The 26,845-nt window shown below is 69.8% G+C and carries 25 protein-coding genes; 7 read left to right on the forward strand and 18 right to left on the reverse strand.

Annotated features, from left to right (window positions below; genetic code table 11):
- The first annotated feature begins 4 nt into the window (after positions 1 to 4).
- The gene (locus tag AOM45_RS23525; RefSeq protein WP_030467252.1) at positions 5 to 379 is read left to right on the forward strand and encodes a VOC family protein; all 375 of its coding nucleotides are present in this window, start codon (positions 5 to 7) and stop codon (positions 377 to 379) included.
- 132 nt (positions 380 to 511) lie between these two features.
- Here AOM45_RS23525 and AOM45_RS23530 read toward each other — a convergent pair whose 3' ends face one another.
- Positions 512 to 1,834, reverse strand: a complete 1,323-nt coding sequence (locus AOM45_RS23530) for an MFS transporter (RefSeq protein WP_030467253.1) — start codon at positions 1,832 to 1,834, stop codon at positions 512 to 514.
- A 108-nt stretch (positions 1,835 to 1,942) separates the two neighbouring features.
- Between AOM45_RS23530 and AOM45_RS23535 the strand changes: the two genes are divergently transcribed.
- Positions 1,943 to 2,527 carry a class I SAM-dependent methyltransferase gene (locus AOM45_RS23535; protein WP_030467254.1) on the forward strand — a complete coding sequence of 195 codons (585 nt, stop codon included), beginning with the start codon at positions 1,943 to 1,945 and terminating at the stop codon, positions 2,525 to 2,527.
- Positions 2,528 to 2,530: 3 nt separating this feature from the next.
- Here AOM45_RS23535 and purU read toward each other — a convergent pair whose 3' ends face one another.
- The 5 genes from purU to AOM45_RS23560 are packed head-to-tail and all read right to left on the reverse strand — an operon-like array spanning position 2,531 to position 8,307.
- Positions 2,531 to 3,376, reverse strand: a complete 846-nt coding sequence (purU, locus tag AOM45_RS23540; protein ID WP_030467255.1) for a formyltetrahydrofolate deformylase — start codon at positions 3,374 to 3,376, stop codon at positions 2,531 to 2,533.
- Positions 3,373 to 3,960, reverse strand: coding sequence for a sarcosine oxidase subunit gamma (locus tag AOM45_RS23545; RefSeq protein ID WP_030467256.1), 588 nt, complete (start codon positions 3,958 to 3,960; stop codon positions 3,373 to 3,375). The genes purU and AOM45_RS23545 overlap by 4 nt, the downstream gene beginning before the upstream one ends.
- Positions 3,950 to 6,766: a 2Fe-2S iron-sulfur cluster-binding protein gene (locus AOM45_RS23550; protein WP_030467257.1), complete on the reverse strand. Its 2,817-nt coding sequence runs from the start codon at positions 6,764 to 6,766 to the stop codon at positions 3,950 to 3,952. Before AOM45_RS23550 ends, AOM45_RS23545 begins: the two co-directional genes overlap by 11 nt.
- Positions 6,763 to 7,044, reverse strand: coding sequence for a sarcosine oxidase subunit delta (locus AOM45_RS23555; RefSeq protein WP_030467258.1), 282 nt, complete (start codon positions 7,042 to 7,044; stop codon positions 6,763 to 6,765). The genes AOM45_RS23550 and AOM45_RS23555 overlap by 4 nt, the downstream gene beginning before the upstream one ends.
- A 24-nt stretch (positions 7,045 to 7,068) precedes the next feature.
- A complete protein-coding gene (locus tag AOM45_RS23560; protein WP_030467259.1) occupies positions 7,069 to 8,307 on the reverse strand; it encodes a sarcosine oxidase subunit beta family protein in 1,239 nt (412 codons plus the stop codon).
- A 69-nt stretch (positions 8,308 to 8,376) separates the two neighbouring features.
- Here AOM45_RS23560 and AOM45_RS23565 point away from each other — a divergent pair, with 69 nt between their 5' ends.
- Positions 8,377 to 9,036, forward strand: coding sequence for a GntR family transcriptional regulator (locus tag AOM45_RS23565; RefSeq protein ID WP_030467260.1), 660 nt, complete (start codon positions 8,377 to 8,379; stop codon positions 9,034 to 9,036).
- Positions 9,037 to 9,038: 2 nt separating this feature from the next.
- Here AOM45_RS23565 and AOM45_RS23570 read toward each other — a convergent pair whose 3' ends face one another.
- The 10 genes from AOM45_RS23570 to AOM45_RS23615 all read right to left on the reverse strand — a co-directional run bounded on the left by AOM45_RS23570 (position 9,039) and on the right by AOM45_RS23615 (position 21,113).
- Complete coding sequence (locus tag AOM45_RS23570; RefSeq protein WP_030467261.1) at positions 9,039 to 9,263, reverse strand: hypothetical protein; 225 nt, start codon at positions 9,261 to 9,263, stop codon at positions 9,039 to 9,041.
- Positions 9,260 to 11,518: an FdhF/YdeP family oxidoreductase gene (locus AOM45_RS23575; protein WP_030467262.1), complete on the reverse strand. Its 2,259-nt coding sequence runs from the start codon at positions 11,516 to 11,518 to the stop codon at positions 9,260 to 9,262. The genes AOM45_RS23570 and AOM45_RS23575 overlap by 4 nt, the downstream gene beginning before the upstream one ends.
- Entirely contained in the window at positions 11,505 to 13,202 is a 1,698-nt protein-coding gene (locus AOM45_RS23580) for a BCCT family transporter (RefSeq protein ID WP_051783204.1), read from the reverse strand. Before AOM45_RS23580 ends, AOM45_RS23575 begins: the two co-directional genes overlap by 14 nt.
- Before the next feature lie 5 nt (positions 13,203 to 13,207).
- Positions 13,208 to 14,338 carry an aromatic ring-hydroxylating oxygenase subunit alpha gene (locus AOM45_RS23585; RefSeq protein ID WP_030467264.1) on the reverse strand — a complete coding sequence of 377 codons (1,131 nt, stop codon included), beginning with the start codon at positions 14,336 to 14,338 and terminating at the stop codon, positions 13,208 to 13,210.
- A gap of 24 nt (positions 14,339 to 14,362) precedes the next feature.
- Complete coding sequence (locus tag AOM45_RS52985) at positions 14,363 to 14,650, reverse strand: hypothetical protein (protein WP_030467265.1); 288 nt, start codon at positions 14,648 to 14,650, stop codon at positions 14,363 to 14,365.
- The gene (locus AOM45_RS23595) at positions 14,647 to 17,097 is read right to left on the reverse strand and encodes a GcvT family protein (RefSeq protein WP_030467266.1); all 2,451 of its coding nucleotides are present in this window, start codon (positions 17,095 to 17,097) and stop codon (positions 14,647 to 14,649) included. The genes AOM45_RS52985 and AOM45_RS23595 overlap by 4 nt, the downstream gene beginning before the upstream one ends.
- A gap of 35 nt (positions 17,098 to 17,132) precedes the next feature.
- Positions 17,133 to 17,738 (reverse strand): MBL fold metallo-hydrolase, encoded by a 606-nt coding sequence (locus tag AOM45_RS23600; RefSeq protein ID WP_030467267.1) that lies wholly within the window; start codon positions 17,736 to 17,738, stop codon positions 17,133 to 17,135.
- A complete protein-coding gene (locus AOM45_RS23605; RefSeq protein WP_030467268.1) occupies positions 17,735 to 18,820 on the reverse strand; it encodes an S-(hydroxymethyl)mycothiol dehydrogenase in 1,086 nt (361 codons plus the stop codon). Before AOM45_RS23605 ends, AOM45_RS23600 begins: the two co-directional genes overlap by 4 nt.
- 14 nt (positions 18,821 to 18,834) lie before the next feature.
- Entirely contained in the window at positions 18,835 to 20,121 is a 1,287-nt protein-coding gene (glyA, locus tag AOM45_RS23610; RefSeq protein ID WP_282916340.1) for a serine hydroxymethyltransferase, read from the reverse strand.
- 212 nt (positions 20,122 to 20,333) lie between these two features.
- A complete protein-coding gene (locus tag AOM45_RS23615; protein WP_030467270.1) occupies positions 20,334 to 21,113 on the reverse strand; it encodes an IclR family transcriptional regulator in 780 nt (259 codons plus the stop codon).
- A 131-nt stretch (positions 21,114 to 21,244) separates the two neighbouring features.
- On the opposite strand from AOM45_RS23615, the gene AOM45_RS23620 reads away from it, so the two are divergent.
- Entirely contained in the window at positions 21,245 to 21,565 is a 321-nt protein-coding gene (locus AOM45_RS23620; RefSeq protein WP_030467271.1) for a bifunctional 3-phenylpropionate/cinnamic acid dioxygenase ferredoxin subunit, read from the forward strand.
- On the forward strand, positions 21,562 to 22,710 hold the full coding sequence (locus AOM45_RS23625) for an NAD(P)/FAD-dependent oxidoreductase (RefSeq protein ID WP_030467272.1): 1,149 nt from the start codon (positions 21,562 to 21,564) through the stop codon (positions 22,708 to 22,710). Before AOM45_RS23620 ends, AOM45_RS23625 begins: the two co-directional genes overlap by 4 nt.
- Position 22,711: 1 nt before the next feature.
- Here AOM45_RS23625 and AOM45_RS23630 read toward each other — a convergent pair whose 3' ends face one another.
- On the reverse strand, positions 22,712 to 23,476 hold the full coding sequence (locus AOM45_RS23630) for an SDR family oxidoreductase (protein ID WP_035909972.1): 765 nt from the start codon (positions 23,474 to 23,476) through the stop codon (positions 22,712 to 22,714).
- A 60-nt stretch (positions 23,477 to 23,536) separates the two neighbouring features.
- Between AOM45_RS23630 and AOM45_RS23635 the strand changes: the two genes are divergently transcribed.
- Both AOM45_RS23635 and AOM45_RS23640 read left to right on the forward strand, forming a co-directional pair.
- The gene (locus AOM45_RS23635; protein ID WP_030467274.1) at positions 23,537 to 24,772 is read left to right on the forward strand and encodes an MFS transporter; all 1,236 of its coding nucleotides are present in this window, start codon (positions 23,537 to 23,539) and stop codon (positions 24,770 to 24,772) included.
- 5 nt (positions 24,773 to 24,777) lie between these two features.
- A complete protein-coding gene (locus AOM45_RS23640; protein WP_162185648.1) occupies positions 24,778 to 25,389 on the forward strand; it encodes a TetR/AcrR family transcriptional regulator in 612 nt (203 codons plus the stop codon).
- Here the strand turns inward: AOM45_RS23640 and AOM45_RS23645 are convergent.
- The gene (locus AOM45_RS23645) at positions 25,386 to 26,771 is read right to left on the reverse strand and encodes a pyridoxal phosphate-dependent decarboxylase family protein (RefSeq protein WP_051783208.1); all 1,386 of its coding nucleotides are present in this window, start codon (positions 26,769 to 26,771) and stop codon (positions 25,386 to 25,388) included. The two genes, AOM45_RS23640 and AOM45_RS23645, sit on opposite strands and share 4 nt — an antisense overlap.
- Positions 26,772 to 26,845 lie beyond the last annotated feature (74 nt).

The following is a 26,845-nucleotide window of genomic DNA, read 5'->3' on the forward strand; positions in this document are numbered from 1 at the left end:
AACGATGGCAGAGGAACTGGCCAGCGTGCGCTACCTCGTCGACGACGTCCAAGCGGCCGTCGACTTCTACACCGTCCACTTCGGATTCACCGTCCGCACCGACGCCGCACCCGCGTTCGCCGACGTGGTGCGCGGCCCGCTGCGCCTGCTGCTGTCCGGCCCGGCGAGCTCCGGCGCCCGCGCCACGCCCGCCGACTCGCACGCCGCGGGCCGCAACCGCATCCACCTGGTGGTGAGCGACCTCGACGCGGAGATCTCCCGGCTGCGCGACGCCGGGCTGCCGTTCGTGAGCGAGCTGGTCAGCGGCCCTGGTGGCCGGCAGATCCTCCTCACCGACCCGGCGGGCAACCTCGTGGAGCTGTTCCAGCCGGCCTCGTAGTGCCGTACCCGTCCACTCACACGGCCCTCACCAGCCCCATTTTTTGGTACGCGGGGACCTTTCGTACTCTCAAACCGTACGAAAGGTCCCCGCGTGCCGGCTGGCAACAGCGGGGAGCGGCTTCGGCTCAGGTCATTCGGGCCAGCGCAGGTGGTGGTCGTCGATGCGGAACTCGTGCGAGTGCCTCCACACGCCTCCCGCCAGCACCGCACCGTGCAGATGCTCGTGGTGCGGCGCCAGGTCGTGGTGCTCGTGCTCGACGACCTCCGGGTCGTGCGTCGGCCACAGCCGCAGCGCGACGACCGCACCCGCCGCCGTCAGCACGCCGAGAACGATGAACGCGGTGGTCATGCTCGCGACTGTCGCAACCCAGCCGGCGACCGGGTAGCAGACCAGCCAGCAGGCGTGGGACAGCGCGAAGTCCGCGGCGAACAACGCGGGCCGGTCCACCGAGCAGGCCGACCGGCGCAGCAGGCGAGCACCCGGCGTCAGTGCGAGTGAGCACGACGCGCCGATCAACGCCCACAGCGCCAGCAGCAGCGGCCACTGCCAGGCGAAAACGGCACCGGCGAACAGCACCACGACCAGCGCGGCGGCGGCGCGCGACACGATCACGCGGTCGGAGAAGCGGTCGAGCAGGCGGGGCAACGCGAGTGCCGCGACCAGCGACCCGGCACCGTTGGCCGCCAGCGCCACCGCCACGTCGGACGCGCCGCGCCCGAGCACGTCCCGCACCAGCGCCACGGTGTTGACCAGCACCATCGACCCCGCTGCCGCCGCGGCGAAGTGGACCGCGAGAAGCCCGCGCAGCCGCGGCGTGGCGAGGTAGATGCGGATACCGCGCGTCGTCGCCTCGTACAGGTTCCTCCTGCGCGGCGGAGCTTTCGCCTGCGGCACCAGCACCGAGACGACGAGCAGTGCGGATGCGGCGAATCCGACCGCCGTGCCGAGAAAGAGCTGGTGAAAACTCACCAGCAGGAGAGCTGCGGCGGCGAGCGCGGGACTGAGCAGGCTTTCCAGGTCGTAGGCCATGCGCGACAACGTGACCGCGCGGGTGTACTCGCGTTCGTCCGGAAGCACTTCCGGAATGGTCGCCTGGAACAACGGCGTGAAAGCCGCGGAGGCCGCCTGCAGGACGAAGATCAGGACGTAGACCTGCCAGACCTCGCTCACCCACGGCAAGGTCGCCGCCACCGCCACCCGCACCAGGTCCAGCGAGACCAGCACGACTCGACGGGGCAACGCGCCGAGCAGGGCCGATGCGATCGGCGCCACCGCGACGTAGGCGACCATCTTGATCGCCAGCGCGGTACCGAGGACCGCGCCGGCGTCCGCACCGGCGAGGTCGTAGGCCAGCAGGCCCAGCGCGACGGTCGCCAGTCCCGTTCCGGTCAGCGCGATGACCTGGGCACCGAAAAGATTTCGGTACGTCGGATTGCGCAGGACGGAAATCACGGCCGAACTATATGCACACAAACGGGTTTGCGTCGACGGTGCAACAGCAGATGCATGGCAACAACCAAATGTGCTCAATTGTGTCCGTGCATTTGTGAGGATGCCGGCATGACGATCGAATTCTGGGACGCGCAGGCCGCGACGTTCGACGACGAGCCCGACCACGGGCTCACGGACCCGCGGGTGCGCGACGCCTGGGCGCGGCTGCTCCTGCCGCTGGTGCCGAAACCTCGCGCGTCGGTCGCGGACCTCGGCTGCGGCACCGGCAGCCTCTCCGTACTCCTCGCCGAGGCGGGGCACGTGGTGTGCGGCCTGGACTTCTCGGCACGGATGGTCGGCGCCGCGCAGGCCAAGGCCGCCTCGGCAGGAGTCACCGCCACGTTCGCCACCGGCGATGCCGCTCATCCGCCCTACCTCGCGGCGTCGTTCGACGTCGTCATGGCACGTCACGTGCTGTGGGCGCTACCGGATCCGGCCGCAGCGGTCCGCGAGTGGGTGCGGCTGCTGCGGCCGGACGGCGTTCTCCTGCTCGTCGAGGGGCGGTGGTCGACCGGGGCGGGTCTCACCTCCGCCGAGACGCAGGAACTGGTCCTGCGCCACCGGACCGAGGCGATCGTCACCCGGCTCGACGACGAAACGTTGTGGGGGCAACGGATCCACGACGAGCGCTATCTCGTCCTCAGTGGACGGTGAGGCTCAGCGGAAGACGACGGTGCCGTTGCCGTTCGGCAGCACCCGGTGCTCGCAGTGCCAGCGGACGGCCCGAGACAGCGCCAGGGCCTCGGCGTCGCGGCCGACCGCGGTGAGGGCTCGGGGGTCGAAGGTGTGGTCGACCCGCAGGACCTCCTGCTCGATGATCGGGCCCTCGTCGAGGTCCGGCGTGACGTAGTGAGCCGTCGCGCCCACGTACTTCACCCCGCGGTCGTAGGCCTGGTGGTACGGCTTGGCGCCCTTGAAGCCCGGCAGGAACGAGTGGTGGATGTTGATCACCCGTCCGGCGAGCTTCGCGCACAGGTCGTTGGAGAGCACCTGCATGTAGCGCGCCAGCACCACCAGGTCGGCCTGGTACTCCTCGACGAGTTCCAGCAGGCGGCGTTCGGCGACGTGTTTGGTGTCCGCGGTGTTGGGGACGTGCACGAAGTCGAGCCCGGCCGCCTCCGCCATCGGGCGCAGGTCCTCGTGGTTGGACACGACCGCGGCGATCTCACCGCCCAGGCTGCCCGCCCGCCAGCGGAAGAGCAGGTCGTTCAGGCAGTGGCCGGCCTTCGACACCATCACGAGGATGCGCGTCGGGCGCTCGTCCCACAGGTCGAACTCCATCTCGAACTCGGTCGCGACGGCGGCGAACTCACGGGTGAGGTCGTCGACGTCGGCCGTGGCGCATGTGAACGCGGTGCGCAGGAACAGCCTGCTGCGGACGTCGTCGTCGAACTGCTGGTGCTCGACGATGTCGCAGCCGTGGTCGACGAGGAACGACGTCACCGCGTGCACGATGCCGGCCCGCTCGGGGCAGTCCAGCGTCAGGGTGAAGTGTCTGGTCACGACGCCACTCCGTACTCGACGCACGCGTCGCTCAGCCAGGCCGCCAGGTACTCGGCGAACGAGGACCTCACCAGCACCGTGAAGGTGTCGGCGCCGGTCACCTGCAGGACGATCCCCGTCCTCGCGAGCAACGTCTGCACGCAAGTGCCGGTGGGAGCCGAAGACGGGTGCAGGTCCACGGAACATCCGTGAGCGAGCACGTCCCGGACGTGCGGCCCTTCCAGGACCACGGTCGTGCGCTGCGCCGAAGTGTCCACAACGGACCCTCGGTGGGAACCGAGCGCTCCACGCAACACCTCCTCGATCTCCGTCTGAAGCCCCGGCGGTGCCACGACGAGGAACTCGTCCGGACCCAGCCACAACACCTCGACGTCCCCGAACGGCCCGGAGCCCGCGGAGAACGTGCACGGGACCGGCGGGAACGCCACTCCCAGCGCCGAGCCCATCGCCGCGACGGCGTCGGGGTCGGACACGCGAACGGTGAGCTGCGAGCGGTACGGCCGCTCCGCCACGATCAACGCCGGTGCGAGCGCCGCCAGCCGGTCGGTCCACCCCGCCAGCGGGCTGGTCGGTTCAGCCGTCACGACGGGCTCCTTCCTTGTCGTAGAGCACGGAATCGGTGACGGTGACGGGCACCAGCGAGTCCTCGTACGGCACGTACAGGGTCTCGCCGATGCGCTCGTGCCCCGACCGCACGAGGGCGAGGGCGAACGTGCGGCCCAGCGCCGCGCTGGGGTAGCTGGACGTGACGTGGCCGAGCATCCGGACCGGCGGCTCTGGCAGCCGATCCGTCTCGACGATCTGCGACCCCTCCGGCAGCAGCACGGTCGGGTCGACGGGCAGCAGCCCCACCAGCTGCTTGCGGTCCGTGCGGTTGTTCTCCACGCGGGCGAACGAGCGCTTGCCGATGAAGTCCGGCTTCTTCTTCGACACCGCCCACGACATGCCCAGGTCCTGCGGGGTGACCGTGGCGTCGGTCTCCTGACCGATGATCGGATAGCCCTTCTCGGCACGCAGCACGTGCATCGTCTCGGTGCCGTACGGCGTGATCCCGTACTTCTCGCCCGCCGCCATCAACGCCTCCCACACGGCCAGGCCGTACCAGGCGGTCACGTTGATCTCGTACGCCAGCTCACCGGAGAAGCTGATCCGGCAGACCCGCGCGGGAACGCCGGCCACGTGGGTGTCGTGCCACGTCATGAACTCGAACGCCTCGTTGGACACGTCGAGATCAGGGGCGACGGCGGCGAGCACGTCCCGGGATCGCGGGCCCACCAACGGGATCGTGGCCCAGTGCTCGGTGACCGAGGCGCAGTGCACGTCGAGGTGCGGCCACTCCGTCTGCAGCCACTCCTCCATCCAGTCGAGGATCTTCGCCGCGTTGCCTGTCGTCGTCGTGACCAGGTACCGCTCCTCGCCGACCCGGATCACCGTGCCGTCGTCGATCACCATGCCGTCGACGCCACACATCACGCCGTAACGGATCCGGCCGACCTTCAACGTGCTCATCATGTTCGTGTAGAGCATGTCGAGGAACCTGCCGGCGTCGCGGCCCTGCACGTCGATCTTGCCCAGCGTCGAGCCGTCCATCATGCCGACGCTTTCCCGCGTGGCACGGCATTCCCGCAGCACCGCCGTGTGCAGGTCCTCGCCCGGCTTCGGGTAGTACCACGGCCGCTTCCACTGCCCGACGTCCTCGAACAAAGCGCCGTTGGCCACGTGCCACGGGTGGATCGCCGTGACGCGCACCGGGTCGTGCAGCTCGCCGCGGTCCCGTCCGGCCAGTGCCGCGAACGACACCGACGTGTAGGGCGGGCGGAACGTCGTGGGCCGCTGCTCCGCCAGTTCGACACCGAGCGCCTCGGCGACGATGCCGGCGGCGATCATGCCGGACGTCTTGCCCTGGTCGTGCGCGGTGCCGATGGTCGTGTACCGCTTGATGTGCTCCAACGAACGCAGGCCGGCACCGGTCGCCCGCAGCACGTCGGCGACGGTCGAATCCCGTTGCAGGTCCACGAAACTCGCGTCGTCCGCACCGGGCACCCGCCACACCACCAGGCCGGACCGCGAGGTGCACCGCGAGTCAGACACGGGCAGCGGAACCTGGCCGCCCGGCGTGAACCCGGCCGCGGCGGCGGCCGCCGAACCCGCCTCCCGGCCCTGCCGCGCGCACGCGTTCAGGTCCAGCTCACCGGTCGCGGAGCCGGCAGCCCGAACGGTGTCCAGCTCCTCGCCCGGCACGAAGGCGCCGAGCTCGGTGTCGTAGCGGAGCTTGCCGCGGGCCTGGCTGAACAGGCTGACGACGGGATTCCAGCCGCCCGACACGAGAAGGGTGTCGCACTCGATCCTCGTGTCACCGATGCTCACCGCGGTGACGCGCCCTGGTCCTTCCGTCCCGGTCACCACCTGGCCCGCGCGCACCTCGATTCCCCGCGCCGCGCACTCCGTCGCGAGCCGCGCCGGAGCGTCCGGCCGCGCGTCCGCGATCAGTGCGATGTCCACACCGGACTCCGCGAGGTCGATCGCCGCGCAGTACGCGGAGTCGTTGGTGGTGAACACGACCGCCCGCGAGCCCGGCAGCACGCCGTAGCGGTGCAGGAACGTCCGCGCGGACGAGGCCAGCATGATCCCCGGCCGGTCGTTGTCGGCGAACACCACCGGGCGTTCGTGCGCACCGGTCGCCAGCACGGTCTGCTTGGTCCGGATCCGCCACACCCGCTGCCGAGCCACCCCGGCCGGTGCCGCGAACCCCAGGTGATCCGTGCGCTTCTGCAGCGCGAGCACGAAACCGTCCTGGTACATGCCGAACGCCGTGGTGCGCTCCAGCACGAGCACGCCGGGCGTGGTCCGCAGCTCGGCGACGATGTCCCCGACCCACTCGGCGGACGGCCTGTCGTCGAGGTACTCGTCCACGCCGAGCAGCGCGCCACCGGCCTGGTTCTGCTCGTCCAGGAGCACCACCCGCGCACCGCTGCGGGCGGCGGTCAGCGCGGCCACCAGTCCGGCCGGTCCGGCGCCGACCACGAGCACGTCGCAGTGCTCGTGCTTGGCGTCGTACCGTGCCGGGTCCGGTTCCGGAGCCAAGCGCCCCTGCCCCGCCAGGCCGCGCGCCACCAGACCGTCGTAGAGCTCGACGGTCGTGGCGAGCAGCATCGGCTCGGGGAACGGCGCCTCGATCTGCACCAGCGACGTCGGGTCCTCGGACCCCGCCGCGACGATTCCCCGCGGCCTGCCGAGCTTCACGCTGCTGCCGATCTCGTGCACACCGTTCGCGAGCAGTGCCGACGCGAGCGTGTCGCCGGGGTGGCCGGTGTACTCCACGCCGTTGAAGGTGAACCGCAGCAACGTGTGCCGGTCGATCTCGCCACCGGTGGGCTTGCGGAAGGTCACGAGGTCACCTCGGGCATCGGCTCTCCTGCGCGGTAGACGGCGAGCAGGTCGTGGGTGCGGGTGTCGCGCACGGCGTTGAACCACCGCCGGCAGCCGGCGCTGTGGCTCCAGCGCTCGGCGAACGGGCCGCTCGGGTTCTCCCGGAAGAACACGTACTGCGCCCACTCCTCGTCCGTCAGCGCTGACGGGTCCTCGGGGTAGGCGACGTGGGCCTGGCCGCCGTAGTGGAACTCCGCTTCCTCACGCGGTCCGCACCACGGGCACGGGATGAGTTGCATGTCAGCTCCCCAAATTCAGCACGGTCAGTGCGCCACGGCGGCGGCGCCGTGCTCGTCGACGAGGGCGCCCGTGGTGAAGCGCTCGAGGGTGAACGGCTCGTTGAACGGATGCGGCTTGTCGTGGGCGATGGTGTGCGCGAAGCAGTCACCGACACCGGGCGTGGCCTTGAACCCGCCGGTCCCCCAGCCGCAGTTCAGGTACAGCCCGCCGACCGGGGTGAGGCCGACGATGGGCGAGGCGTCCGGCGACACGTCGACGATGCCCGCCCACGTCCGCAGCAGGTGGGCGCGCGCGAAGACCGGGAACAGCTCCAGGGCCGCCGACATCTGCTGCTCGATGATGTGGAACGAACCCCGTTGGCCGTAACCGTTGTAGCTGTCGATGCCGGCGCCCATCACCAGCTCTCCCTTGTGCGCTTGGGAGACGTAGACGTGCACGGCGTTCGACATCACCACGGTCGGGTGCACGGGCTCCAGCAGTTCGGAGACCAAGGCCTGCAACGGGTGCGAGGCCAGCGGCAGCCTGATCCCGGCCATCTTGGCGAGCACCGAGCTGTGGCCGGCCGCGCACAACGCGACCTTGCCCGCGGCGATGCGACCGCGCGACGTCTGCACCGCGGTGATCCGGCCGCCGGAGGTCTCCAGCCCGGTGACCTCGCAGTTCTGGATCAGGTCGACGCCCATCGCGTGCGCGGCCCGCGCGTAGCCCCACGCCACGTAGTCGTGCTTCGCGATGCCCGCCCGCGGCTGGTAGGTCGCGCCGAGCACGGGGTAGCGCACGTCCGGCGAGATGTTGACGATCGGGCAGATCTCCTTGACCCCGGCGGGATCCACCCACTCCGCGTCGATGCCGTTGAGGCGGTTCGCGTTCACCCGCCGCACGCTGTCGCGGACGTCCTGGAGGCTGTGCGCGAGGTTCAGCACACCGCGCTGGTCGAACAGGATCGGGTAGCCGAGGTCCTCCTCCAGGCCTTCCCACAGCTTGAGGGAGTGCTCGTAGATGCCGGAGCTCTCGTCCCACAGGTAGTTGGACCGGATGATCGTGGTGTTGCGGGCCATGTTGCCGCCTGCGAGCCAGCCCTTCTCCAGCACCGCGACGTTCGTGATGCCGTGGACCTTGGCGAGGTAGTAGGCGGTGGCCAGACCGTGCCCTCCACCGCCGACGACCACGACGTCGTAGGAGGCCTTCGGTTCCGGGTTGTCCCAAAGGAAGTCCGGGTGCTCGGGCAGATGTGCTCCGGGCGGCTGAGCCGGGCTGGTCATGCGCGACGCCTCCAGCGAAATCATCTGGTCGACTACTGGTATATCAGTCTGTGCGGTACAGTAGACCACATGAACACCCGGGTCAACGACGAGCAGGTCGGTGGTTCCCTGACCGACCTGGCCTACCTCCTGCTGCGCGATCGCCTGGTGATGCTGGAGATCAAGCCGGGCGAGCCCATCAACGAGGACCGGCTGCGCACCGAGTTCAACCTCGGCCGCACCCCGATCCGCGAGGCGTTGAAACGGTTGGAGCAGGAGCGGCTCGTCGTCGCCTACCCGCGCCGCGGCACGTTCGCCACCGACGTCAACATCTCCGACCTCTCGCACATCTCCGAGGTGAGGCGAACTCTGGAACCCCTCGCCGCGGCAGCCGCAGCCGAGCGCGCCACGAGCCAGGACCGGGCCGATCTCACCGAACTGCGATCGCAGCTCGACACGGCGACGCCATCGGGCAACAACACGGAACTGCTCCGCACCGACGTCAGCGTGCACCGCGCCATCTACCGGTGCGTGCACAACCCGTTCCTCGAGGACACGCTCGTCTCCTACGACAACCTGGCCACCCGCATCTGGTGCGTCTTCCTGCCGCGACTGTCCGGAATGGCCGGTCACGTCGACGAGCACGGCCCCCTGCTGACCGCCGTCGTCGAGGGGGACGCCGAGAAGGCCTCCGAGCTCGCCACCCAGCACGTCGTCGGGTTCGAACGGGCGATCCGCGCGCTGATCTGAGCTCATGGCCGCACCGGCCTGATCACAACGGCCTTCGAGACAGGCGTGTTCGAACCGTCAGCCGCGGACTGCACGGGCACCAACGCGTCGGCCTCCGGGTGGTAGGCCGGGGCACACCCATGCGGTGTCGGAGATGCGACACCGCGGAACGCGCGCGCACGACGTTCCTCACCGGCGAACCCGGACACCACGTCGAGCGCGCTATCCGTGCGCTGATCCGAGTTCATGGCCGTTCCAGCCTGATCACGACAGCCTTCGAGACCGGTGTGTTCGAACCGTCAGCCACCGAACGCAACGGCACCAACGCATTGGCCTCCGGGAAGTAGGCCGCCGCACACCCACGAGGCGTCGGGAACGCGACGACACGGAACGCACGCGCACGACGTTCCTCACCGCCGAACTCGGACACCACGTCGACCAGGTCACCGTCGGCGAACCCCGCCTCCGCGATGTCCTCGCGATGCACGAGCACCACGCGGCGTGCGTTCGAGATGCCGCGATACCGGTCGGACAGCCCGTAGATCGTGGTGTTGTACTGGTCGTGGCTGCGCAGGGTCTGCAACAGCAACCTGCCCGGTGGCACCTCGATCAACTCGACGGTGTTGACCGTGAAGTTCGCCTTCCCCGTCGCCGTGCGGAACTCGCGGCGGTCACGCGGCGGGTTCGGCATCACGAACCCGTCCGGCTCCCGGACGCGCCGGTTGTAGTCCTCGCAGCCGGGCACGACCCGCGCGATCCGATCACGCACCAGGTCGTAGTCGTGGCAGAAGCTCCCCCACGGCACCGGGTGATCGCCGCCGAAAAGCGCCAAGCCGAGCCGGCACACGATCTCAACCTCGGACAGCAGGTGCGGCGAGGCTGGCCGCAACCGTCCACGTGAGGTGTGCACGACCGACATCGAGTCCTCGACGGTGACGAACTGCTCCCCCGCCGCCTGCACGTCGCGTTCGGTGCGGCCCAGGGTCGGCAGGATCAGCGCGGTCCGGCCGGCCACCACGTGCGAGCGGTTGAGCTTCGTCGACACGTGCACGGTCAGCGCGAGGCCGCGCAGCGCACGTTCGGTCGCCTCGGTGTCCGGTGTGGCGGAAGCGAAGTTGCCCCCGACCGCGACCAGAACACGGACCGCTCCCTCGTGCATCCCGTGCAGCGTCTCGACGACGTCGAAGCCAGGCCCCCGCGGCACCGGCACGCCGAACTCGTTCTCCAGCGCCGCCAGGAACTCCTCGGGCATCTTCTCCCAGATGCCCATGGACCGGTCGCCCTGGACGTTCGAGTGGCCGCGGACCGGGCACACGCCGGCGCCCGGCTTGCCGATCATCCCGCGCAGCAGCAGGACGTTGACCACCTCGCGGATGGTCTGCACCCCCTGCTTGTGCTGCGTGAGCCCCATCGCCCAGCACGCCACCACGCGGTCGGCCGAGGCGATCATGTCCGCGATCCGCTCGATCTGCGAGCGTTCCAGGCCGGTGGCGCGTTCGGTGAGGTCCCAGTCGACGTCCTGCGCGGCGAACTCGGCGAACCCGTGCGTGTACCGCCGCACGAAGTCGTGGTCGACCGCATCGGCCTTCAGCAGCAGACCGGAGATCGCCTTGAACAACGCGAGGTCGCCGCCGAGCCGGATCTGCGCGAACTCGTCGGCCAGCGCGGTGCCGCCGCCCAACAAGCCCCGCACGTTCTGAGGGTTCTTGAACTTGAGCAAACCCGCTTCCGGCAACGGGTTCACCGCGATGATCTTCCCGCCGCGCCGCTTCACCTCCTCCAGCGACGCGAGCATGCGCGGGTGGTTCGTGCCGGGGTTCTGCCCGATCACGAGGACCAGGTCGGCGTGCTCCAGGTCGGCGAGCGACACCGAGCCCTTGCCGATGCCGATGGTCTCGGTCAGCGCGGTGCCCGACGACTCGTGGCACATGTTCGAGCAGTCCGGCAGGTTGTTGGTGCCGAACGACCGCACGAGCAGCTGGTACAGGAACGCGGCCTCGTTGCTGGTGCGTCCCGAGGTGTAGAAGGCGGCCGCGTCCGGGCTCGGCAACGCCCGCAGTTCGGACGCGACGAGGGCGAACGCGTCGTCCCAGCTGATCGGCCGGTAGTGGTCGTCACCGGGCCGCCGGACCACCGGTTCGGTCAGCCTGCCCTGCTGACCGAGCCAGTAGTCGGTCTTGTCCTCCAACGCGGACAACGAGTGGCGGGCGAAGAAGTCCGCACCGATCCGGCGGGTCGTGGCTTCCTCCGCGACGGCCTTCGCGCCGTTCTCGCAGAACTCCGCCGGCTTGCGGTGGCCCTGCGGATCCGGCCACGCGCAGCCGGGGCAGTCGAACCCGCCGTGCTGGTTGACCAGCGGCAGGGTCCGCACGGAGCGGACCACCCCCATCTGCTCCCAGCTGCGGCCGAGCGAGACGAGGACCCCGGTGACCCCGGCCGCCGACCGGCCGGGCTCACGCACTTCCAGGGCGTTCTCGTCGATGTCGCGGTCAGGTCTTCTCATCGACGGCTACCCGTTCGACGACCTTGCCGTTGCTGCCGGCCTTCGTCGCCGTCGGCGCGACCTGGAGGCAGAAGTCGCCGTCGTACTCCGCGTTGCCCGTGTCCACGGCCTGCTCGACGATCACCGCGGCGTGCTTCTCCCGCAGCACCATCGGGTCGCTGCGCAGGTCCTTGGCCAGCGCGACGCACAGCACGACCATGACGAGCGCGAACGGTGCCGCGGCGATGATCGTGAGGTTCTGCAGACCGGTCAGCGCGGTCGCGCCGCCACCACCGACCAGCAGCATGACCGCGGCCACGCCACCGGTCGCCACGCCCCAGAACACCACCAGCCTGCGGTGCGGTTCGATCGCACCTCGTTGCGACAGCGTGCCCATCACCAGCGAGGCGGCGTCGGCCCCGGAGACGAAGAAGATCGCCACGAGCACCATCACGACCACACCGGCCACGCCCGCCAGCGGGAACTGGTCGAGCACGCCGAACAGCTGCGACTCCGGGTTGGCGGCGCCGGCCAGGTCGGTTCCACCGCGCTGCAACGAGATCGCGGTGCCGCCCATGATCGTGAACCAGATCAGGCTCACCACCGACGGCACCAGGATGACGCCGCTGACGAACTGCTTGATCGTGCGGCCACGGCTGATGCGCGCGATGAACATGCCCACGAACGGGGTCCAGGAGATCCACCAGGCCCAGTAGAAGATCGTCCACGACGACAGCCAGCTCTCCATGGCCTCGCCGCCGGACGCACCGGACCGGGAGATCATCTCGCCCATCTCGCGGAAGTAGTCACCGACGGCCGCGGGGATCAGGTTCAGGATCAGGATCGTCGGCCCGACCACGAACACGAACACCGCCAGCACGGTGGCGAGCACCATGTTGATGTTCGACAGCCACTGGATCCCCTTGGCCACACCGGACACCGCCGACGCCACGAACGCGACGGTCAGCACGGCGATGATGCCGATCAGCACGCCGACACCGGGGTTCTCGGCGACGAACCCACCTGCCTTCAGCCCGCTGCCGATCTGCAACGCGCCCAGGCCGAGCGAAGCGGCCGACCCGAACAGCGTCGCGAAGATCGCCAGGATGTCGATCAACCGGCCGAGCGGGCCCTCCGACACGCGGTCACCGAACAACGGCGCGAACGCGGCACTGATCAGCTGCTTGCGGCCGCGCCGGAACGTGCCGTACGCGATCGCGAGACCCACGACGGCGTAGATCGACCACGGGTGGATCGCCCAGTGGAACAACGACGTCGCCATCGCGGTCTCGACGGCGGCGTCCGTGCCGCCCTGCACCGTGCCCGGTGGCGGTTTCACGAAGTGCGCCAACGGTTCCGCGACGCCGTAGAACATCAGCCCGATGCCCATGCCGGCGCTGAACATCATCGCGACCCACGAGATCGTCCGGAACTCCGGCCGTTCCCCGTCGCGACCGAGCGGGATCCGCCCGTAACGGCTGAACGCCAGCCACAGCGCGAAGAGCACGAAGCCCGTCGCCGCGGTGAGGAACGCCCAGCCGGTGTTGCGGATCAGCCAGCCGAGCACCGCGGTCGACACGGTCCCGAGGCTCGCGGTGCCGAACACGCCCCAGGCGAGGAACGCCGCCGCGACGACCGCGGACAGCGCGAACACGACCCGGTCGGTGTGAGTTTTCGTGGTGGGAAGGAACTTCTGTTCGGGCATGACAGCTACCACCTCTTAGTGGATGTGGCTTCCTCGACCCAGCGGTGGAACTCCCCGATGTGGTGCTCGGAGGGAACCAACACACCCCCTTGCGCGTAGGCCCTCGACGACATCGCGGGCTGGCACCGTTCACATGCTTCGAAGTCCTGCTCGTTGACGCGGTGGAAGAGCTCCACGGACCGCGAGACGTCCTTGCCGGTCGCGACGACGTCCTTGGCGTAGAGCCAGTCGCACTCGACGATCGTGCGGTCGGCGGCCAGCGGGAACATCCGGTGGATGATCACGTGGTCGGGCACGAGGTTGATGAACACCTGCGGCCGCACGGTGATCGCGTAGTACCGGCGCTCCTGGTCGGAACCGACCCCGTCGAGGGTGTCGAAGCCCTCGCTGCCGTCGATCGTGAAGCCCTTGATCTCCTCACCGAACACCGCGCCGTGACCGACGTAGTACTGCGCGGCGTACCCGTCCGCGAACTCCGGCAGGACCTCGGTGAGCTCGGGGTGGATGGTCGCGCAGTGGTAGCACTCCATGAAGTTCTCGATGATGAGCTTCCAGTTGGCCTTGACGTCGTAGGTGATCCGCCGGCCCAGGTCGAGCTCGCTGACCTGGTAGTTGCCGATCGCGTCGAGGTTGCCGAGCCGTTCGCGGACGTCCTGCTGCACGGTCTCCTCGAACGACGGCGGCTCCTCAGCGAGGCACAGCCACGCGTACCCGAGCCACTCGCGGAGATGGACCGTCTTCAGGCCGTACTCGACGCGGTCGATGTCCGGCATCGAGGTGAGGTTCGGCGCGGCGACCAGCTTGCCGTCGAGACCGTAGGTCCAGGCGTGGTACTGGCACTGGAAGTTGCGCTTGACCGTGCCGGACTCCTCCGTGCACAGCTTCGCGCCGCGGTGCCGGCAGATGTTGAGGAACGCGCGCAGCAAACCGTCGCGGGATCGGCTCACCAGCACGCTCTCGCGTCCGATCTGGACGGTTCTGAAGTTGCCTGCGTCCGGCAGATCGGCGCTGCGGACCGCGCAGAACCACATCTGTTCGAAGATCTTCTCCTGCTCCAGCTCGAAGATCGCCGGGTCGGTGTAGGTGTGGCCGGGCAGGGTCGGGATGAGGCTCGACGGGAGCTCGGTCGCGGTCATGATCACTCCGTGGTGGTGAAGTCGTCAGAGAAGCAGGGTTCGCGCGTCCGAGCCGTCACAGATGACCAGCAGCGGAGCGGTGTAGGTGCTCGACGGGGTCAGCACACGGCTGCCGGACCGTTCGGTGAACCAGTCGATCACCCGTTCCTCGAAGTGCAGGTCGGCTCCCGCGGCCAGGGCCTCGTCCGCACCGGGCAGCTCGGCGCGCGCCCGGCCGTCCAGGCCGAGCACCCGCATTCCCCGCGAGGCGAGCCGGTTCGCGGCCGCTCCGCCGAGTTCGCCGAGCCCGATGACGATCACGTCGTGGGTCATGACCGGATTCGCTTCATCTCGGGGTCGAAGAGCGGTTCGGACGCGACCCGCGCCCGCACCCGGTCGCCGAAGTACTCGATCTCGACCGCCGTGCCCTCCACCGCCACCTCGGCGGGCAGCCAGGCGTAGGCGATGTTCTTGCCGATCGAGTAACCACGCGCCGCGCTCGTGACGTAGCCGACCGCGTTGCCACCGAACAACACCGGCTCGGAACCCATGACCACCTGGTGGTCGTCGTCGATGATCAGGCAGGTGAGCTTGCGGGAGACGGTTTCCTCGGAGCGGCCCTCCAACGCCTTGCGGCCGTGGAAGTAGCCCTTGTTCATCCGCACCGCGAAGCCCAGCCCCGCCTCGAACGGGTCGTGCTCGGTGGTCACGTCCGCACCCCACGAGCGGTAGCCCTTCTCCAGCCGCATGCTGGTGAAGGCGCTGCGGCCGGCGGCGATGACGCCGTGCTCCTGACCCGCTTCCCACAGCGTGTCCCACAACCTGCGGCCCATGTCCGCCGTCGTGTACAGCTCCCAGCCGAGCTCGCCGACGTACGACAGGCGCATCGCGGTCACCGGCACGTCACCGATGAACGCCTGCTTCGCCTTGAAGTAGCCCATCGCCTCGTGGGAGAAGTCTTCCTTAGTCAACGGCTGCAGCAGGTTGCGCGCCTCGGGGCCCCACAGGCCGATGCAGCACGTACCGGGCGTGATGTCGGCGATGTGCACACCGCCGTTGGGCGGCAGGTGTCTGCGGAGCCAGTCGAGGTCGAGCGGGCCGTTCGCGCCGACCTGGAAGCGGTTCTCGCCGAGCCGCGCGATGGTGAGGTCGCTGCGCACTCCCCCGTCCTCGTTGAGCAGCAACGTGTAGACCACCGCGCCCGGCTTGCGGTCGAGCTGGTTGGTCGTCATGGTCTGCAGGAACGTCAACGCCTCCGGGCCGCTGACCTCCAGCCGCTTCAACGGGGTCATGTCGAACATCGCGACGCGCTTGCGGGCGACGAGAGCCTCGGCCCCGGCGATCGGTGACCAGAACTTCGACGCCCACTCGTTGCGCTCCGGGATCTCGGCGACCTCCGGCAGGCTCGCGTTGGCCTCGTACCAGTGCGGCCGCTCCCAGCCCGACGCCTCCAGGAACACCGCGCCGAGTTCCTGCTGACGCTCGTAGAAGGGGCTGGTGCGCAACGGCCTTGGCTGCTCGGCGGGCTGCAACGGGTGGAGGATGTCGTAGACCTCGACGAAGGCGCGGCAGCTGCGCTCGTGCACGTAACCGGGCGAACGCTGCACGTCCTCGAACCGGTTGAGGTGGCACCCGTGCAGGTCGATGTTCGGCTGACCGTCCACCAGCCACTCGGCCATCGCCTTGGCCACACCGGCGGAATGCGTGATCCACACGGCCTCCGCCACCCAGAACCCGTCCAGGCCGGGGTGTTCGCCGAGGAGCGGATTTCCGTCGGGGGTGAAGGAGAACAGGCCGTTGATGCCTTCCTCGACCTTGGCGTCGCCGAGGACCGGCAGCAGGTCGACGGCGGCGTCCCAGGAGGTGTCGAAGTCCTCCCGGGTGAACGCGACCTCGGACGGCATGGTCGGCGCCACGTCGTAGTCCAGAATCTCGTCCGCGGAGATGGGCATGGGCCGGTGCCCGTACGCGCCGATGCCGATGCGGTCGACGTGCTCGCGGAAGTAGAGGTCGGCGTCCTGGTGCCGCAGCAACGGCTTGGACATCTCGGTGAGCTCGCTGTTGACGCCCTTCAGCGCCGGCAACGGGGTCGTCTTCGCGTACTGGTGCGCCATCGGCACCAGCGGGATGTCGAGGTCGACCATCCGCCCGATCCGCGGGCCCCACATGCCGACGCACGACACCACGATGTCGGCCGCGAACGTGTCGTGCTCGGTGACGACGGCCTTCACCCGGCGGCCCTTGCGTTCGATGCCGGTGACCTTGTGGTGCGCCAGGAACTTCGCTCCGCGCTCCATCGCCCGGCGGGCCTGCGCCTCGGCCGCGCGCAACGGCTTGGCGAGGCCGTCGCTCGGGATGTGGAACCCGCCGAGGATCTTGTCGGGGTCGAGCAACGGGTGCAGCTCGGCGCACTCCCCCGGATCCCGCAGGTAGCTCTCCACGCCCCACGAGGTGGCCCAGCCGTGCCGGCGCTTGATGTCCGTCCAGCGTTCCGGGGTGGTGGCGACCTCCAGCCCGCCGAGCTGCTGGAAGCACCACTTGTCGTCCATCGTGAGCGCCGTGTACTTCTCGACGGTGTACTTGGCGAACGAGGTCATGGTCTTGCAGCCGGTGGTCTGGAAGACCAGGCCCGGCGCGTGCGAGCTCGACCCGCCCGTCGCGAACAGCGGTCCCTGTTCGAGGACGGTGACGTCGGTCCACCCGCGGGCGGTCAGCTCGTCGGCCAGCGCGCACCCGACGATGCCTGCTCCGATGAGCACAACGCGTGGTTGCGTTGCCATGGAAGTTCTCCTGCCGTCTGTGGTGGGTGCTGGCGTCAGATCCGCGGTGCCTCGGCGCCGATCGTCGTGGTGGGACCGTGTCCGGTGTGGACGACCGTGTCCGGGGGCAGGGTCAGCAGGCGCTCGCGGATCGAGGTGACGATCGTCGGGTAGTCCGAGTACGAGCGTCCGGTCGCGCCAGGACCACCCTCGAACAGGGTGTCCCCGCTGAAGACCGCGCCGAGTTCCGGCGCGTACAGGCAGATCGAGCCGTAGGTGTGGCCGGGCGTGCTGATCACTTCGAGGGCCGTACCTGCGACGTTCAGCGTGTCGCCGTCGGCCAGCCAGACGTCCGGCTCGCGGTCCGGGTACACGACAGTCCACAGTGCACGGTCCGCCGAGTGGAGCTGGACGGGCGCACCGGTCTTGTCCGCCACCTCGGCGACGGAGTTGATGTGGTCGTCGTGGCCGTGGGTGCAGACCAACGCCGTGACCACGCGACCGCCGACGGCCTCCAGAACGGCGTCCGCGTCGTGGGCGGGGTCGATGACCAGGACCTCGTAGTCGTCACCGACGAGCCAGACGTTGTTGTCGACCTCCCACGTTCCGCCGTCGAGGCTGAACGTCCCGGACGTGACGACGTGCTCGATCCGCGCGCTCACAGCACCACCACCGAACGCAGCACGCGGCCGTGGTGCATGTCCTCGAACGCCTTCTCGACGTCCTCCAAGCCGATCGTCTCCGTTACGAACACGCCGAGGTCGAGCCGGCCCTGCAGGTAGAGGTCGATCAGCATCGGGAAGTCGCGGCTGGGCAGGCAGTCGCCGTACCAGGACGACTTCACCGCGCCACCGCGGGAGAACACGTCGATCAGCGGCAGTTCGAGCTGCATGTCCGGCGTCGGCACGCCCACGAGCACGGCGAGACCGGCGTGGTCGCGGGCGTAGAAGGCCTGCTTGAACGTCTCCGGGCGGCCGACCGCGTCGATGACGACGTCGGCACCGTTGCCCTCGGTGAGCTCGCGGATCGCCTCGACGACGTCCTGCTCACGGGCGTTGACCGTGTGCGTGGCGCCGAACCGTTGCGCCCACTCGAGCTTCGTCGGGTCGAGGTCGACGGCGATGATCGTGCGCGCCCCTGCCAGCCGGGCGCCCGCGATGGCCGCGTCACCGACACCGCCGCACCCGAGCACGGCCACGCTGTCGCCGCGGGTGACGCCGCCGGTGTTGATCGCGGCGCCGATGCCCGCCATGACGCCGCAGCCGAGCAGGCCCGCGACCTCGGCCGGCGCCTTCGGGTTCACCTTGGTGCACTGTCCGCTGTGGACGAGCGTCTTCTCCGCGAACGCGCCGATGCCGAGCGCCGGCGACAGCGGCGTGCCGTCGGCCAGCGTCATGGGCTGGGACGCGTTGTGGGTGTTGAAGCAGTACTGCGGCCGCCCCCGCAGGCACGAGCGGCACGAACCGCACACCGCGCGCCAGTTCAGGATCACGAAGTCGCCGGGCTCGAGGTCCGTGACACCGTCGCCGACGGCCTCGACGACACCCGCCGCCTCGTGCCCGAGCAGGAACGGGAACTCGTCGTTGATCCCGCCTTCCCGGTAGTGCAGGTCGGTGTGGCAGACCCCGCAGGCCTGCACCTTCACCAGCGCCTCACCGGGGCCGGGGTCCGGCACGAGGATGGTCTCGACCGAGACCTTGGCTCCGCGCCCCGCCGCCACGACACCGTTCACCGCATGTGCCACTTGAATCGCTCCTGTCAGAGGTGGGGGTAGAGGGGGTTGTTCTTGGCCAGCAACGCGACACGGGCGGACAGGTCCGCCTCGGCCGTCTCGTCGAACGACGGCTTCAAAGCCGCCGCGATGATCTCGGCGACCTCGGCGAAGTCCTCGGCGCCGAAGCCGCGGGCGGCCAGCGCGGGCGTGCCGACGCGCAGGCCGGAGGTCACCATCGGCGGGCGCGGGTCGAACGGAACGGCGTTGCGGTTGACCGTGATCCCGATGCGGTGCAACCGGTCCTCGGCCTGCTTGCCGTCCAAAGAGGACTCGACCAGGTCGACCAGGACGAGATGCACGTCGGTGCCGCCGGAGAGCACCTTCACCCCGGCCTCGGCGCAGTCGGGCCGGGTGAGGCGTTCGGCCAGGATCGCGGCGCCGTCGAGCACGCGCTGCTGGCGCTCGCGGAACTCCTCGCTCGCCGCGACCTTGAACGCCACCGCCTTGGCCGCGATGACGTGTTGCAACGGCCCGCCCTGCTGGCCGGGGAACACCGTGGAGTCGACCTTCTTCGCGAGCTCCTGCCTGCAGAAGATCACTCCACCCCTGGGACCGCCGAGCGTCTTGTGCGTGGTGGTGGTGACGATGTCCGCGTGCGGGATCGGGCTGGGATGCAGACCCGCCGCCACCAGGCCCGCGAAGTGCGCCATGTCCACCATCAGCTTGGCGCCTGCGGCGTCGGCGATGCGGCGGAACTCGGCGAAGTCGAGCTGCCGCGGGTAGGCGGACCAGCCCGCGATGATCAGCTTCGGGCGCGACTCCAGTGCCAGCCGCTCGACCTCGGCCATGTCGACCCGGCCGGTCTCGCGGTCGACGTGGTAGGCCACGACGTTGTAGAGCCGGCCGGAGAAGTTGATCCGCATGCCGTGCGTCAGGTGACCGCCGTGCGCGAGGTCCAGGCCCATGATCGTGTCGCCGGGCTGGAGCACCGCCGCCATCGCCGCGGCGTTGGCCTGCGCGCCCGAGTGCGGCTGCACGTTCGCGTGCTCGGCGCCGAACAGGGCCTTCACCCGCTCGATCGCGAGCGTCTCGATCACGTCGACGTGCTCGCACCCGCCGTAGTACCGGCGTCCCGGGTAGCCCTCGGCGTACTTGTTCGTGAGCACCGAGCCCTGCGCCTGCAGCACGCCGACCGGCGCGAAGTTCTCCGACGCGATCATCTCGAGCGTCGACTGCTGGCGGTGGAGCTCGGCGCGGATCTCGGCGGCGACCTCGGGGTCGAGCTCGTCGAGGTGCACGTCCAGGACTGAGGTGGAAGCGGAGAGTGACAACGGCCGACCCTTCCGAGCGAGTTCCGTAATACGCAACGTTGTTCGCATTATGCAACTGCGGCGCGCATCACCGTGAGGCTCGCCCAGGCCGTTGTCAAGCCCCTGTCGCACGGACGGAGGCATCCGGAACTACGACGTTCCGGGTGGTCACAGCCCTGAAACGCGAACGAGCCCCCGGCGTTCACCGGGGGCTCGTCGCGGGTGGAGATCCCCTAGACCGGGTGCCCCATGCGGACGGAGAGGTCGCGCGACGCCACCCGCAGCTCCTCGACGATCTCGGGCATGCGCTTCTGCGAGAACCGGTAGGCCGGCCCGGCGGCGCTGATCGCCGCCACGACGTGACCGTGCGAGCCGAACACCGGGACCGCGACGGCGTGCAGCCCCGCCTCCAGCTCCTCCATGCACGTCGCGAACCCGTCCAGCGCCGTGCGCCGCAGGACCGTCCGCAGCTGGACCGGGTCGGTGATCGTGCGCGGGGCGCAGGACTCCAGGCCACCGGACAGCAGGCGTTCCTGCTCGTCGCGCGGTGCCGCGGCCAGCAGGACCTTGCCGCTCGACGTGGCGTGCAGCGGCGTGCGCTGACCGACCCAGTTCTGCGCCGCGACCGCTGAGCTCCCGCGCGCCTGGCTCACGTTGAGCGCGACGTCGCCGTCGAGGACCGCGATGTTGACCGTCTCGCCCAGCCGGTCCGCGAGCTCCGACACGACCGGTCCGCCCACCCGGACGTAGTCGAGCTGCCCCGTCACGGCACCGGCGAACCGGAGCATGCCGAGACCGATGCGGAAGGGGCCGCGTTCGCCGTCCTGCTCCACCAGTTCCCTGGCCTGAAGTGTGTGAACGAGTCTGGACGCGGAGGACTTGTGCACGCCGAGCTCGGCGGCGATCTCGGTGATCCCCGCTTCCCCGTTGCGGGCCAGCAGCTCCAGAACGGCCACCGCCCGATCGACCGATTGCACCAGCGCCGGGTCGCGCGCCTCCTCGTTGTTGCTCATGACGCAACGGTAACCGATTGGCGCAACCACCTTGATCAGCCGAAACGGTGCTTGACGCGGTTGACCGCCTGGGTCATTCTGCTGTTGCGTATCGCACACCGTGTTCCGTAATACGCAACGGAGGGTTCGAGATGATCACCGCTGGTGCCGTGGACGACCTGCCCGTGGGCGAGTCCGTGCGCGTTTCAACCCCGGACGGAGCGATCGCCGTCTTCAACGCGGACGGCGAGTTCTACGCCATCGACGACACCTGCAGTCACCAGGACGCGTCGCTGTCCGAGGGCTGGCTGGAGGGGTGCTTCGTCGAGTGCCCGCTGCACGCGGCGAGCTTCGACCTGCGCACCGGCGTCCCGACGTGCCTGCCGGCCAAGAAGGCGGTGCGCACGTACCCGGTCGTGGTGCAGGACGGCGTGATCCACGTCGACACCCGAAGCCGCGAGGCCGTCGCGTGAGGACGATCGCCGTCGTCGGCGCGTCGCTGGCGGGCCTGCGTTCCGTGCAGGAGCTGCGCACCCAGGGCTTCGACGGACGCGTCGTGGTGATCGGCGAAGAGGTGCACGCACCGTACGACCGGCCACCGCTGTCGAAGGCGTTCCTCGCGGGCACCCTGCCCGCGGAGGAGCTGACACTGGCCGACGAGGACTTCGGCGCCGAGTGGAGACTGGGGGTCCGCGCCGACCGGGTCGACCCCCACGCGGGCGAGATCCACCTCTCCACCGGCGAGGTCGTGCGCGCGGACGGCCTCGTGATCGCCACCGGCGGCCGGCCCCGCACGTTGCCCGGCACCGAGGCCCTGGCCGGCGTCCACACCTTGCGCACCCTCGACGACGCCGTCGCGTTGCGAGCGGATCTGCAGCCGGGTTCCCGAGTTGTCGTGGTCGGTGCGGGCTGGATCGGCGCCGAGGTCGCCTCCACGTGCCGCTCGCTCGGCCTCGACGTGACGGTCGTGGAAGCCGCACCGGTGCCCATGGCCCGCGCGCTCGGACCGGTGCTGGGTTCGTTGTGCGCGGACCTGCACGCGGACCACGGAGTCGACCTGCGCCTCGGCGTCGGCGTCGAGTCCTATCTGGGCAACGGCACGCGGGTGACCGGTGTCGTGCTGCGCGACGGCTCCCGCCTCCCCGCCGACGTGGTCGTCGCGGGCATCGGCATGGAACCCGCGACAGACTGGCTGCACGGCTCGGGCCTCGCGCTCGACCACGGAGTGCTGTGCGACCACGGCTGCGTCACCGGGATCCCGTCGGTGGTCGCCGTCGGAGACGTCGCCCGCTACCGCACCCCCGACGGCACCCACGTCCGGCACGAGCACTGGACGAACGCCTCGGAACAGCCCGTCGTGGCTGTCCGCAACCTGCTCGCCGGCACCACGCTCGACACGTTCAGGCCCTCCGGGTACGTCTGGTCCGACCAGTACGGCGTCCGGTTGCAGCTCGCGGGTGAGACGACGGGTGCGGACGAGGTCGCCGTGATCGACGGTTCGCCCGACGATCGCAAGTTCGTCGCGGAGTTCCGCCGGGCGGGGCTGCCCGTCGGTGTGCTCGCGATGAACAACCCGAAGCTGTTCGGGCGGATGCGTCGTCAGCTCGCGGTCGTCTGAGTCAGAAGGCTTCCAGCAAAGCGGCCGCCCGCTTCTCCAGGTGCGGCCGCACCTCGTCACCGGTGAAGATCCACGGCGATCGGCGCTCCACCCCGGCCACCACCATCTCCCCCACCGCGTCGATGCCCGGTCCGCCGGCCAGAAACGCCGCCACAGCCGGCACGAGCTCGTCCCTCAACGCGACCCCTTCTTCCAACGACCGGGTGTGAGCGACGATGCCCGTGTCCACCGGCCCCGGACACAGCACGCTCACCCCGATGCCGTGCTTCGCCACGTTGAGCCGCAACGACTCCGACAGCCCGACCACCGCGAACTTCGCCGTCGCGTACAGCAGGTTCGGGTCGGACACGAGCCCGGCGACCGAAGCGGTGTTCACGACGTAACCCGCCCGGCGTTCGATCATGCGCGGCAGGAACGTCTGGATCCCGTTGATCACGCCGGTCAGGTTCACGGCGAGCGCCACGTCCCACTTGGCGTAGGTGAGCTCCTCGACGGCCGAGTGCGGCACGATCCCCGCGTTGTTGAACAGCAGGTCCACCGGCCCCAGCGTCCGTTCAACCGAGTCGGCGGCCGCGGCGAACGCGTCGCGGTCCCGAACGTCCAGCCGGAACGTCTCCACGGGCGCCAGTTCTCCGGCCGCGCGGGCCAGCGCGGGCTCGTCCACGTCGGCCAGCGCGAGCTTCACGCCCCGCTTGCCCAGCGCCCGTGCGATTCCCAGACCGATACCCCTCGCGCCGCCGGTGATGAACGCGACCGAACCCCTCATGAGACCACCTCTGTGTTGATCTGCCATCTCTATGTTGACGAACACAGTAGCCTGCTCAGCATGGAGATGACACTCAGCGAGGTGCTGTCCACCGGTGGCCGCGCGACGCTCGGGGTGTTCGTGGGCCTCCAGGTCCTGGACAGCGTCGACAACGTGATGTTCGTGGTCTTCGCCCCGGAGATCCGCGAGTCGCTCGGCCTCAGCACCGCGGCCGTCGGTGTCGTCGGCGCCCTCGCGGGCGTGATGGTCGCGCTCGCCGCGCTGCCGCTCGGCCTGCTGGGAGACCGGCGCCGCCGCACGACGATCGCCGGCGTCGCCACGCTCGTGTGGGCTGCCGCGGCCGCCGTGCTCGGGCTGGTCCAGAACGTCTGGCAGGCGGCCGCGGTCAGGGTCGTCGCGGGCATCGGGAAGGCCAACGAGGGCCCGATCCAGGCGTCACTGCTGGTCGACGCCTATCCCCCGGCCGGACGCGGACGGGTGCTGGGCCTGCACCGCGGCGGCCAGCCGTTGGGCATCGTCACCGGACCGCTGCTGGCGGCCGCGTTCGCGGCGTTCATCCCCGAGGAGCACGAGCCGTGGCGCTGGGCGTTCGCGTTCCTGGCCGTGCCGGCGCTGCTGCTCGGGCTGGCCGCGTTCCGCCTTCCCGAACCGGTTCGCGCGCACGCCTCACCACGAGGTGCGTTCGCACGCCTGGCGAAGATCCCTGCTCTCGTGCGGGTGATGGTCGCGCTCGGCACGTTCGGCATGTGCGTGACCACGGTGCCGATCTACCTCAACGTCGTGCTGGAGGACGACCTCGGGCAGGGTGCGGCGGCCCGCGGTGTGATCACCTCCGTCTGCGCGGTCGGCGGCCTGGCCGGTGCCGCGCTCGGCGGAGCGTTGAGCGATCGACTGTTCCGGCGCAGCCCCAAGGCGTGCGTGCACCTGGCGGCGGTCGCGCTGACGTTGCTGGGCATCGGGTTCGCGGTGCAGGCGCACGCGCCGGACGTCACCACGTACGTCGTGATCGGGATCGTCACCCAGGGCATGACCTTCGCCGGCGTCATCGCGCTGAGCCTGGTGGTGGCCTCGGTGACGCCGGAGGAGATCCGCGCGACCGCCTTCGCCCTCGTCGGCGTGTCCGTGGCGCTCGTCGGCGGGCTCGGCGGCGCGCTGCTGACCGGTGCGGCGGAACAGCTCTGGGGTGTGCGAACCGCGATCACGGTGGTCGCACCGGCCGCGTCGGCGACCGCGGGACTCGTGCTGATCTTCGCCGCGCGGCACGTGCTCCGCGACATCGCACGGGTCGTACGATGATCGCCGTGAACTCACCGGGACAGCGCCGGATCGACGAGATCGGCGACGAGAGCCGCCGCCGCATCCTGGACGCCGCCGAGGAGCTCTTCGCCGAACGCGGGTTCGACCGGACGTCCTTTGTGGACATCGCGAAGCGGTCGGGCATCAGCCGCGGCTCGATCCCGTGGCACTTCAAGAACAAGGACGGCCTCGTGATGGCCGTGGTCGAGCGCGCCGTCGAACGGATCTGGCCCGCCGAGCGCTACGAGTCCGTCCCGTCGCTGCGCGAGGTGTTCGCGGAGACCGCGGAGCTCCTGCGCAGCGGCAACTCGGCGCTGGTGTTCATGATCCTGGTCGAGGCGCTCGGCGAACGCGGAGTCGTGCACGACCAGTACCGGGACTTCTTCGCCCGGCGGCGCGAGGGCATCGAGGTGCTGCTGCGCCTGAAACGCCCCGAGGGCGTCGATCCGGAGACCGCCGCCAGGCAGGAGCGCGCCGCCGCCGTGGCGCTCAACGGCGCGCTGCTCGGCATCCACCTCCAGGCCCTCGTGGACCCGGAGAACGTCGACCTCGACGCCGCGCTGGTGTCGGTCGCGACGATGTTCGACCGCAACCTCGCCGACGTCTGGCGGAGTTAGCGGTGCAGTCGTTCGAGGATCAGGTCGATGTCGGCCGTGCTCGTCCGGTGGTTGGTGATGCACGCCCGGATGCCGCGCTTCCCCGCCACCACCACGGGTCCGAGCAACGCGACGTTCTCGGCAGCCAGCGTTTCGAGCACCGCAGCCGGTGAGGCACCGTCGACCGCGAAGCACACCGCGGTCAACGTGACCGGAGCGAGCAGCGTGAGTCCCGGCGTGGCCTCGATGCCGCGACCGAGACGTTGCGCCAGTTCCAACGTGCGCTCGTTGGCGGCGCGGAAAGCCTCCACACCGAACGCCTGCAACGCGCTCCACACCTTGAAAGCCTTGAAGTTGCGGGAAAGCTGCGGCCCGTAGTCCATGTAGTCGGTCATCAGCTCGTCGTCGGCGACCGTCAGGTACGAGGAGTCGAACGCGTGCGCGTCGCGCAGCTTGGCGCCGTCACGCACGAGCACGCACCCGGCTTCCAGCGACGCGAACAGCAGTTTGTGCGGATCGAGAGTGATCGAGTCGGCGCGCGCACATCCGCCCATGAGCGGACGCATGTCCTCCGACAGCAGGAAAAGCGCTCCGTAGGCACCATCGACGTGCAGCCACAGGTCCTCCGCCGCGCACAAGTCGGCGATCGCGTCGAGCGGGTCCACCGATCCGGTCGACACCGTGCCGCAGGTGGCCACCACGCACCACGGCCGCAGCCCGTCTCGCCGGTCCTGCTCGATCGCGGCGCGCAGTGCGTGCACGTCCATGCGGTGCCGCTCGTCGGTGCGGACGTGCCGCACGTTGTCCAGTCCGATGCCCAGGATCGCGGCGGCCTTGTCGACGCTGCGGTGCGCTTCCACGGACGTGTAGACGACGAGCGGTGCCGCGTCGCGTTGCAGTCCGGTGGCGTGGAAGTCGGGCACGCGGTCGTGCAGCGCGGTGGTGAGCGCCTGGAGCGTGGCGAGCGAGCCGCCACCGGTCAGAATGCCTTTGGACGTCGGGGGAAACCCGACCACCGACGCCAGCCACTCGAGCACCGCCCGCTCCACGACGCTCGCGGCCGGCGAGAGTTGCCAGAAGTTGCAGTTCTGGTTGATCGCGGCGGCGACCGCCTCGGCGTAGGGCGCGATGCCGTTGGGCGGGCCGAGGACGTAGGCCAGGAACCGCGGGTGCGCCACCGTCGTCGAGTTGGGCAGGATCGTGTCCTCCCAGCGGTCGAACAGAGCGTCCACCCCGATCCCACGCTCCGGCATCGGGGTGGTCAGCAGCTCCGTCAGTCGCGCGCGGTCGAGGGCGGGCAGCACGTCGGCCTTGGGCAGGCCGCGCTCGTAGCCGTCCAGCAGCGCGACGAGCCGGGCTCCGGCCCTGTCGCGTTCGTCGTCGGTCAGCAGCAGTTCGTTCACGTCAAGCAGATTATGCCGCACGACCTGGCATGCGATTGCTACTTCCACCCTGCTCAGCGCGGTTCGTGGCATGA

The sequence above is a fragment of the Lentzea aerocolonigenes genome, assembly GCF_000974445.1.
Classification (GTDB): Bacteria; Actinomycetota; Actinomycetes; order Mycobacteriales; family Pseudonocardiaceae; genus Lentzea; species Lentzea aerocolonigenes.

Coding starts and splice junctions, on each gene's coding strand:
- AOM45_RS23525 (WP_030467252.1), top strand. CDS start 5: ATGGCAGAGGAACTGGCCAGCGTGCGCTACCTCGTCGACGACGTCCAA.
- AOM45_RS23535 (WP_030467254.1), top strand. CDS start 1,943: ATGACGATCGAATTCTGGGACGCGCAGGCCGCGACGTTCGACGACGAG.
- AOM45_RS23555 (WP_030467258.1), bottom strand. CDS start 7,044: ATGCAACTCATCCCGTGCCCGTGGTGCGGACCGCGTGAGGAAGCGGAG.
- AOM45_RS23560 (WP_030467259.1), bottom strand. CDS start 8,307: ATGACCAGCCCGGCTCAGCCGCCCGGAGCACATCTGCCCGAGCACCCG.
- AOM45_RS23565 (WP_030467260.1), top strand. CDS start 8,377: ATGAACACCCGGGTCAACGACGAGCAGGTCGGTGGTTCCCTGACCGAC.
- AOM45_RS23570 (WP_030467261.1), bottom strand. CDS start 9,263: ATGAACTCGGATCAGCGCACGGATAGCGCGCTCGACGTGGTGTCCGGG.
- AOM45_RS23575 (WP_030467262.1), bottom strand. CDS start 11,518: ATGAGAAGACCTGACCGCGACATCGACGAGAACGCCCTGGAAGTGCGT.
- AOM45_RS23580 (WP_051783204.1), bottom strand. CDS start 13,202: ATGCCCGAACAGAAGTTCCTTCCCACCACGAAAACTCACACCGACCGG.
- AOM45_RS23585 (WP_030467264.1), bottom strand. CDS start 14,338: ATGACCGCGACCGAGCTCCCGTCGAGCCTCATCCCGACCCTGCCCGGC.
- AOM45_RS52985 (WP_030467265.1), bottom strand. CDS start 14,650: ATGACCCACGACGTGATCGTCATCGGGCTCGGCGAACTCGGCGGAGCG.
- AOM45_RS23595 (WP_030467266.1), bottom strand. CDS start 17,097: ATGGCAACGCAACCACGCGTTGTGCTCATCGGAGCAGGCATCGTCGGG.
- AOM45_RS23615 (WP_030467270.1), bottom strand. CDS start 21,113: ATGAGCAACAACGAGGAGGCGCGCGACCCGGCGCTGGTGCAATCGGTC.
- AOM45_RS23620 (WP_030467271.1), top strand. CDS start 21,245: ATGATCACCGCTGGTGCCGTGGACGACCTGCCCGTGGGCGAGTCCGTG.
- AOM45_RS23630 (WP_035909972.1), bottom strand. CDS start 23,476: ATGAGGGGTTCGGTCGCGTTCATCACCGGCGGCGCGAGGGGTATCGGT.
- AOM45_RS23635 (WP_030467274.1), top strand. CDS start 23,537: ATGGAGATGACACTCAGCGAGGTGCTGTCCACCGGTGGCCGCGCGACG.